This window comes from Bradyrhizobium viridifuturi (assembly GCF_001238275.1).
Taxonomy (GTDB): domain Bacteria; phylum Pseudomonadota; class Alphaproteobacteria; order Rhizobiales; family Xanthobacteraceae; genus Bradyrhizobium; species Bradyrhizobium viridifuturi.
Genome location: NZ_LGTB01000096.1, coordinates 1 through 6,335, shown reverse-complemented (window position 1 = coordinate 6,335; position 6,335 = coordinate 1). Strand labels below are relative to the sequence as shown.

Below are 6,335 nucleotides of genomic sequence, written 5' to 3'. Positions count from 1 at the left end.
GCGGATCGTTACGGCACTGTGCTGTGGCCCCAGCGTTCTCTAACGCTGGCATTTGTGGTTATAGGTCCCGGCTTTCGCCGGGACGACGGGGATTTATTGCGACAGATTCCTCAACAACAACTCCAGCGCCGCCTTCGCGAACGCCTGCATGTTCGCGGCCCGGTCGCCGCTTCCGGTCTCGAGCGTGATCACCTGCTGCTTCGGACCTGCGATCGCCATGCAGCTGTGGCCGGCGGCGTCGCCGTAGCGGTTGCCGGTCGGGCCGGCGGCGCCGGTCTCCGACAATCCCCAATCGGTCGATAGCCGTTCGCGGATCTGCCGCGCCAGCAGTTGCGCGTAGGGCTCCGACGACGAGCGGAGACCGCGCATTGCGTCATCCGGAATATCCATCAGCGCGCGCCGCGCATCGCGGGTGTAGATCACGCCGCCGCCGAGGAAGTAGGCCGAAGCGCCGGGTACTGCGAGCAGCGATGCCGAGATCAGCCCGCCGGTGGATGATTCCGCGACCGCAATCGTCTGCTTGTTCGCGATCAGTTTGGCGGCGACCTGCTCGGCGATGGATGTGAGTGCGTTCATCGGCGCTCTTTCTCGTTGCTTGCCATGAAATTCCTGTAGGGCGTTCTGCCTTCCTAGCACACCACACCAGTCCCTGCCGAGTTGCGGATCGCGGCCCGGCCTGCTTGAATATCGGACAACAACCAGCCCGCGCCTCGCCCGTCGTCGTGAGAGCGTATGCAGAGGAAACTCGTCGAGGAAACCTGATGACGTCGCCGATCTCGGGCGGCGTGGATTGCGATCTGCATCCCGCCGTGCCTCACCTCACCAGCCTGCTGCCATACATGAACGATTACTGGCGCGACCAGGTGACGACGCGTGGCATGACCGACCTGGTCTCGCAATCCTATCCCACCAACTCGCCGATCTCGTCGCGGCCGGACTGGCGGCCCGCACAAGGCAAGCCGGGCTCGAGCCTCGCCGACGTGCAGCACCAGGCGCTCGACCGGTTCGGCACCGCCTATGGCATCTGCAATCCGCTCTACGGCGTGCAGATGGTGTTCTCCGAGGACATGGCCGATGCGTTCTGCCGCGCGCTGAACGACTGGCTGGTCAAGGAATGGCTCGACAAGGACGATCGCCTGCGCGGCTCCATCGTGATCCCTGTGCAGAGCATCGAGAAGGCGGTCGCCGAGATCGAGCGCTGTGCCCAGGACCAGCGCTTCGTGCAGGTGCTGATGCTTGTCATGGGCGACATGCCGCTCGGCAAGCGTCACTACTGGCCGATCTACGCGGCGGCCGAACGGCTGGGCCTGCCGATCGGCATCCATGCCGGCAGCGCCTATCACAACCCGCCGACCTCGGTCGGCTGGGGCTCATATCACATCGAGGACTATGTCGCGCAGGCGCAGGCGTTCCAGACCCAGCTCACCAGCCTGATCGTCGAGGGCGTGTTCGCGCGCCACCCGAAGCTGAAAATGGTGATGCTGGAATCCGGCTTCACCTGGCTGCCGCCGTTCCTGTGGCGGCTGCACAAGTTCTGGCGCGGCGTGCGCATGGAGACGCCGTGGGTCGACCGGGCGCCGCTGGAAATTGTGCGCAGCAACATCCGCTTCTCGCTGCAGCCGGTCGACGCGCCGCCGGAACCCGAGACGTTGAACCGGCTGTTCGACCATATGCAGTCGGACGAATTGCTCCTATTCTCGACGGACTATCCGCACTGGCAGTTCGACGGTGACGAGGTGCTGCCGCGGGGGTTGTCGCCGGAGTTGGTCCGCAAGATCATGATCGACAACCCGCATGCGACCTATCCGCGGCTCAAGGTGGGGCATGATCCCGAAAAGCGGCCTCCGGTTTTCGGACAAGGTCATGCCCAGAACTGAAGAGGAGACGACGCGATGAACATCCAGATTCGGGAGCGCCCGGACGCGGCATCGTCAACCGGCATCAAGACCGCGATCGCGGATTGCGACATTCATCCGGCGCGCGCGACCAAGGACGAGCTGTATCCTTATCTGGCCAAGCGCTGGCACGCGCATCTCGAAACCTTCGGCATCCAGGCCTATCAGGGCATGATGGAAGGCCCGCCCTATCCGAAGGCGCAACCGAACGCGTCGCGCCGCGATGCCTATCCGCCGGAAGGCGGCCCGCAGGGCTCTTCGCTGTCCTTCATGCAGAAGCAGCATCTCGATCCCAACAATGTCGCGCTCGGCGTGCTCAACCCGCTCGCCACCGGACAAGGGCTCCGCAACCAGGATCTCGCCGGCGCGGTCTGCTCGGCGATCAATGACTGGCAGATCGAGAAATGGACCAGCAAGGACTCCCGGCTGAAGGGTTCGGTCGTCGTCGCCAATGAGGATGGCGTGTCGGCCGCCGCGGAAATCCGCAAACGGGCAGGGGACAAGAATTTCGTTCAGGTGCTGCTGCTGAGCCGCAACGTCGAGCCGCTTGGCCAGCGCCGCTACTGGCCGATCTATGAGGCGGCGCAGGAGGCCGGCCTTCCGATCGGCGTGCATGCCTTCGGTTTCGGCGGCAACCCGATCACCGCCTCGGGCTGGCCAAGCCACTACATCGAGGAAATGGTCGGCCATTCGCAGTGCCAGCAGACCGCGCTGGCGAGCCTCGTGCTCGAGGGTGTGTTCGAGCGCTACCCGAAACTGAAGATGGTGATGGTCGAGGCCGGCTTCGGCTGGGCGCCGTCGCTGGCGTGGCGGCTCGACAAGGTGTTCGCGCGGCTGCACAGCGAGGTGCCGCATCTGAAACGCAAGCCGTCGGAATATATCCGCGATCACATCTGGTGGACGACGCAGCCGATGGAGGACCCGGAGAGTCGCGACCATCTGTTCCAGACCATCGAGTGGATCGGCTGGGACAAGCTGTTATTCGCGACCGACTACCCGCACTGGGATTACGACGAGCCGTCGCGCGTGCTGCCGGCCGGCGTCAGCGACGCCAACCGCCAGGCGTTCTATCTCGACAATGCCAAGCAGCTTTACGGCGTCTCTTAATGGCAAGACATGTGATCGCTCCGGTGGACGAGTTGCCGCCGGGTTCGCGAAAATTCCTCGAGATCGACGGGCGGCCGATCGCCGTCTTCAACGTCAAGGGTGAGTTCTTCGGCCTGTTGAACCGCTGCCCGCATCAAGGTGCGGCGCTGTGCGAGGGGCCGCTGATCGGGCTCGCATCGTCGTCCGATCCCGGCGAGATCGAATACACCAAGCTCGGCGAGATCCTGCGCTGTCCTTGGCACGGCTGGGAGTTCGATATCCGCACTGGCCAGTCCTATTGCGATCCGCGCCGCTTCCGCGTGCGTGCCTATCCCGTCAGCGTCGAGCCGGGCACCAATGTGGTGAAGGGGCCGTATATCGCCGAAACCATCAAGGTTGCGGTGGAAAGCGACTACGTGGTGGTCGATCTGTAGCGATCATCGGGTCTGAAACCAGGTTCACCGGAGGCAGTCGGTGAGCATCATGCGAAGCCTTCTCTTGCGCGCGTTTGGACGGCCACAGGGCCTGCTGGGCAGGCTGGGCGGCATGGTCATGGCGCACATGAACGCCGACTGCGGGGCGTGGGTCACGGATCTTCTTGAGTTGAGACCGAACGACCGCGTGCTGGAAGTCGGCTTCGGTCCCGGTGTGGTCATTCAACGTCTGACGAATACGATCCCGGCGGGCTCAATCGCGGGCGTCGATGCGTCGCCGGAGATGGTCCAGCAGGCCCGGGCACGGAACGGCGCCGCGATTCAGGATGGTCGTGTCGACCTGCGGCTGGGCTCGGTGGAGCACTTGCCATTCGATGACGGCAGCTTCGACAAGGTACTGGCGATCAACTCGATGCAGGTTTGGCCGGACGCGATCACAGGGCTGCGGGAGATAAGGCGAGTTACGAAGCCGGGCGGCCGGGTCGCGCTCGGCTTCACGTCCCATTCCGGGCAGCCCAAGGATGGGGTGGCGGACAGACTTGTGGCCGCGGGTTTCACTGCGGCTCGCCTGGTGGACGCGGAGCAGCGGTTTTGTGCCCTGGCGACGAAAACGTCGTAGGGCGGGTCAGCAAGGCGTAATTCACTCCGGCATCATCTGCCGCTCCCGCGCGTAGCGCACCAGCGCGACGAAGCGGTAGATGCCGTGCACGAATTTTCCGTAGGGCATGGTGATGAACAGTGCGAACACCACGCCGAGATGCAGCGCCAGCAGCGGACCCATCGCGGCGCTCTCGCGCCACAACAGCAAGGCAAGGCCGGTGATGCTGGTCAGGAACAGCATCAGGATGAACGCGGTGTCCATGCCCATGGCCCGCTCGTCGACCAGCACGCGGTCGCGCTTCCATTTCTCCGACAAGAGCCCGATCGGTCCGACGACGAGGCCGATGCCGCCAAGCGTGCCGAGCACGACCGGCAGGTCCCACCACGCATAGGGCGCCTCGCGCGCCAGAAGGTAGTGGTAGAGCGTGCCGACGCAGGTCGCGGCGAAGCACAGCGCGAAGCCGTAGAAGGTGAAGTGGTGATACAGCTTGCGGCGGTCGGTCGGGTGGTCGTCCTCGTTGAAGCAGCCGACGCCGCCGCCGTCGAGATAGCGCAACTCGCCGGCATCGCGCACCGCCTGCAACAGCGATTTCGCATCCGTTGTCATACCGACGGGCTCGCCGATGTCGCGCCAGAATGCGCGCACGCCCATCGCCAGCGCGACAATCGCGTAGAGCAAGGCGGCGCCGAACAGCAGCGCCATCGCATTGTGTGGCATCAGTCTGTAGAACGCGCCAGGCCCGGTGTGCATGCCGGTGAGCACGCCGCGGTCGTTGAGCGCGGCGAAGCCGAAGATGAAGGCGGCGACGCTAAGCGCCGCGATCACGCTGATGACGAGGCCGTTGCGGGCGAACGCGCCGGCAAATGCGCGCGGCCATGCATAGGCGGCGTAGGATTCGGCGCGCGCCACTGCGAGCGTCTTCGGCACGTTGACGTTGAACTCATGCGGCGGCGAGAACTGGCAATCGGTGTAGCAGGCGCCGCAGGCATGGCAGAGGTTGGCGAGGTAGTTGAGGTCGCCGTCGGAGAAGGCGCGGCGCATCTCCATCGCAGGAAATACCGCGCACAGGCCCTCGCAATAACGGCAGGAATTGCATACCGTCATCAAACGGTCGGCTTCCTGCAATGTCCTCGTCCCGTGCATCGCGTGTTGCTCTTTGTTTGACGCGTTTTCTTGACGCGAACCGGTTCCCACTTCGCTTGAAAACGCTATGTTACTTCTTCGCCAGCCCCTTGCCTTCCAGCCATGTCTGGATCAGGCCGGCGACCTCGGCGTTGTTCTTGTCCATCATCATCATGTGCGAATTGCCCTTGATCCCGACCTTGGGCAGGTCGACCAGATCCACGCTGCCGCCAGCGGCGCGGATGGCGTCGGCAAAGGCGCCACCGGTGGCGCGGATCTTGGGCCAGCGCGAATCCCGCTCGATGTAATCGCCATAGACCATCAGCGTCGGGATGTTCTTCAACGCGTCGACCTTGGCGGGATCGCCGACGCCGGCCGGCTCGATCGCGATCAGCGCCTTCACCTTGTCGGGCCGCGCTTGTGCGACCTTGAAGCCGAATGTGCCGGCCTGGCTGTGGAACAGAATGATGCACGGACCGACGCGATCGATCTCGGCGATATAGGCCGCGATCGTCGCGTCATCGGTGGTGGTCCAGCGCGGCACGTTCTGCTTGACGAAGTTCTCATAGCCTTCGTTCGGGAACTGGCTGCCGGGCATCAGCCTGCGCTTGGCGGGATCGGGATCGTAGGAGCCGGGGCCGTCGCCGATGCGGAAACGCTCGAACGGATTGGCGGTGGTGAGAAACACCGGCTCGCCCTTGAAGATGTCGGGATATTGCGCCCAGCCGGCGCGGCCACGCTCGACCGCGTCGGAATTGTAGACGCTCCAGCCCTTGCGCAGGAAATAGTTCAACCAGCCCTCGCGTCCGTCCGGCGTCGTCTCATAGGTGACGCCGGTCAGCCCGCCGCCATGCCACAGCAGCAGCGGATAGGCACCCTTCTCGTTCTGCGGCAGGAAGTACTGCACGTACATCTGCTCGACCTGATAGGTGCCGTTCGGATCGACCTTTGCGGGCACTCCGCCGGGCGTGAAGGTGACCTCCTTGACCGGCTTGCCTGATATCTCGACGAGGCGACCGCCGACATGGAATGAGCCCATGTCGCGCAGCGCGATCGGCTCGGCGGCGCGGCTCGCGGCGGAGGCCATCAGGACAGCCGCAGCGATTGCAAGGCGTGACATTCGTCCTCCGATCTTCCCCTTCTCCCCGCGTGCGGGGAGAAGGTCGAGATGAGGGGGCTCTCCAGGCACCGTGCTCT

The 6,335-nt window shown here is 64.4% G+C and carries 7 protein-coding genes; 4 read left to right on the top strand and 3 right to left on the bottom strand.

The window, feature by feature from the left end:
• Positions 1-93 precede the first annotated feature (93 nt).
• Positions 94-576, bottom strand: a complete 483-nt coding sequence (locus ALC15_RS40590; protein ID WP_050632105.1) for a CinA family protein — start codon at positions 574-576, stop codon at positions 94-96.
• A 185-nt stretch (positions 577-761) separates the two neighbouring features.
• Between ALC15_RS40590 and ALC15_RS40585 the strand changes: the two genes are divergently transcribed.
• Genes ALC15_RS40585 through ALC15_RS40570 form a run of 4 tightly spaced genes read left to right on the top strand, consistent with a single transcriptional unit; the run spans position 762 to position 4,034 of the window.
• Positions 762-1,877, top strand: coding sequence for an amidohydrolase family protein (locus ALC15_RS40585; protein WP_050632104.1), 1,116 nt, complete (start codon positions 762-764; stop codon positions 1,875-1,877).
• A gap of 15 nt (positions 1,878-1,892) precedes the next feature.
• The gene (locus ALC15_RS40580; RefSeq protein ID WP_050632103.1) at positions 1,893-3,002 is read left to right on the top strand and encodes an amidohydrolase family protein; all 1,110 of its coding nucleotides are present in this window, start codon (positions 1,893-1,895) and stop codon (positions 3,000-3,002) included.
• Positions 3,002-3,415 carry a Rieske (2Fe-2S) protein gene (locus ALC15_RS40575; protein ID WP_050632102.1) on the top strand — a complete coding sequence of 138 codons (414 nt, stop codon included), beginning with the start codon at positions 3,002-3,004 and terminating at the stop codon, positions 3,413-3,415. The genes ALC15_RS40580 and ALC15_RS40575 overlap by 1 nt, the downstream gene beginning before the upstream one ends.
• A gap of 49 nt (positions 3,416-3,464) precedes the next feature.
• On the top strand, positions 3,465-4,034 hold the full coding sequence (locus ALC15_RS40570; RefSeq protein WP_244486493.1) for a class I SAM-dependent methyltransferase: 570 nt from the start codon (positions 3,465-3,467) through the stop codon (positions 4,032-4,034).
• Between the two features lie 21 nt (positions 4,035-4,055).
• On the opposite strand, the gene tcuB is transcribed toward ALC15_RS40570, so the two are convergent.
• Positions 4,056-5,159: a tricarballylate utilization 4Fe-4S protein TcuB gene (gene tcuB, locus ALC15_RS40565; protein ID WP_050632101.1), complete on the bottom strand. Its 1,104-nt coding sequence runs from the start codon at positions 5,157-5,159 to the stop codon at positions 4,056-4,058.
• Between the two features lie 70 nt (positions 5,160-5,229).
• On the bottom strand, positions 5,230-6,258 hold the full coding sequence (locus tag ALC15_RS40560) for an alpha/beta hydrolase (RefSeq protein WP_050632100.1): 1,029 nt from the start codon (positions 6,256-6,258) through the stop codon (positions 5,230-5,232).
• Between the last annotated feature and the right edge of the window lie 77 nt (positions 6,259-6,335).

What these genes read in the sequence shown, in the direction of transcription:
- ALC15_RS40570 (WP_244486493.1), top strand. Translation starts at nt 3,465, where the DNA reads ATGCGAAGCCTTCTCTTGCGCGCGTTTGGACGGCCACAGGGCCTGCTG.
- tcuB (WP_050632101.1), bottom strand. Translation starts at nt 5,159, where the DNA reads ATGCACGGGACGAGGACATTGCAGGAAGCCGACCGTTTGATGACGGTA.
- ALC15_RS40575 (WP_050632102.1), top strand. Translation starts at nt 3,002, where the DNA reads ATGGCAAGACATGTGATCGCTCCGGTGGACGAGTTGCCGCCGGGTTCG.
- ALC15_RS40585 (WP_050632104.1), top strand. Translation starts at nt 762, where the DNA reads ATGACGTCGCCGATCTCGGGCGGCGTGGATTGCGATCTGCATCCCGCC.
- ALC15_RS40580 (WP_050632103.1), top strand. Translation starts at nt 1,893, where the DNA reads ATGAACATCCAGATTCGGGAGCGCCCGGACGCGGCATCGTCAACCGGC.
- ALC15_RS40590 (WP_050632105.1), bottom strand. Translation starts at nt 576, where the DNA reads ATGAACGCACTCACATCCATCGCCGAGCAGGTCGCCGCCAAACTGATC.
- ALC15_RS40560 (WP_050632100.1), bottom strand. Translation starts at nt 6,258, where the DNA reads ATGTCACGCCTTGCAATCGCTGCGGCTGTCCTGATGGCCTCCGCCGCG.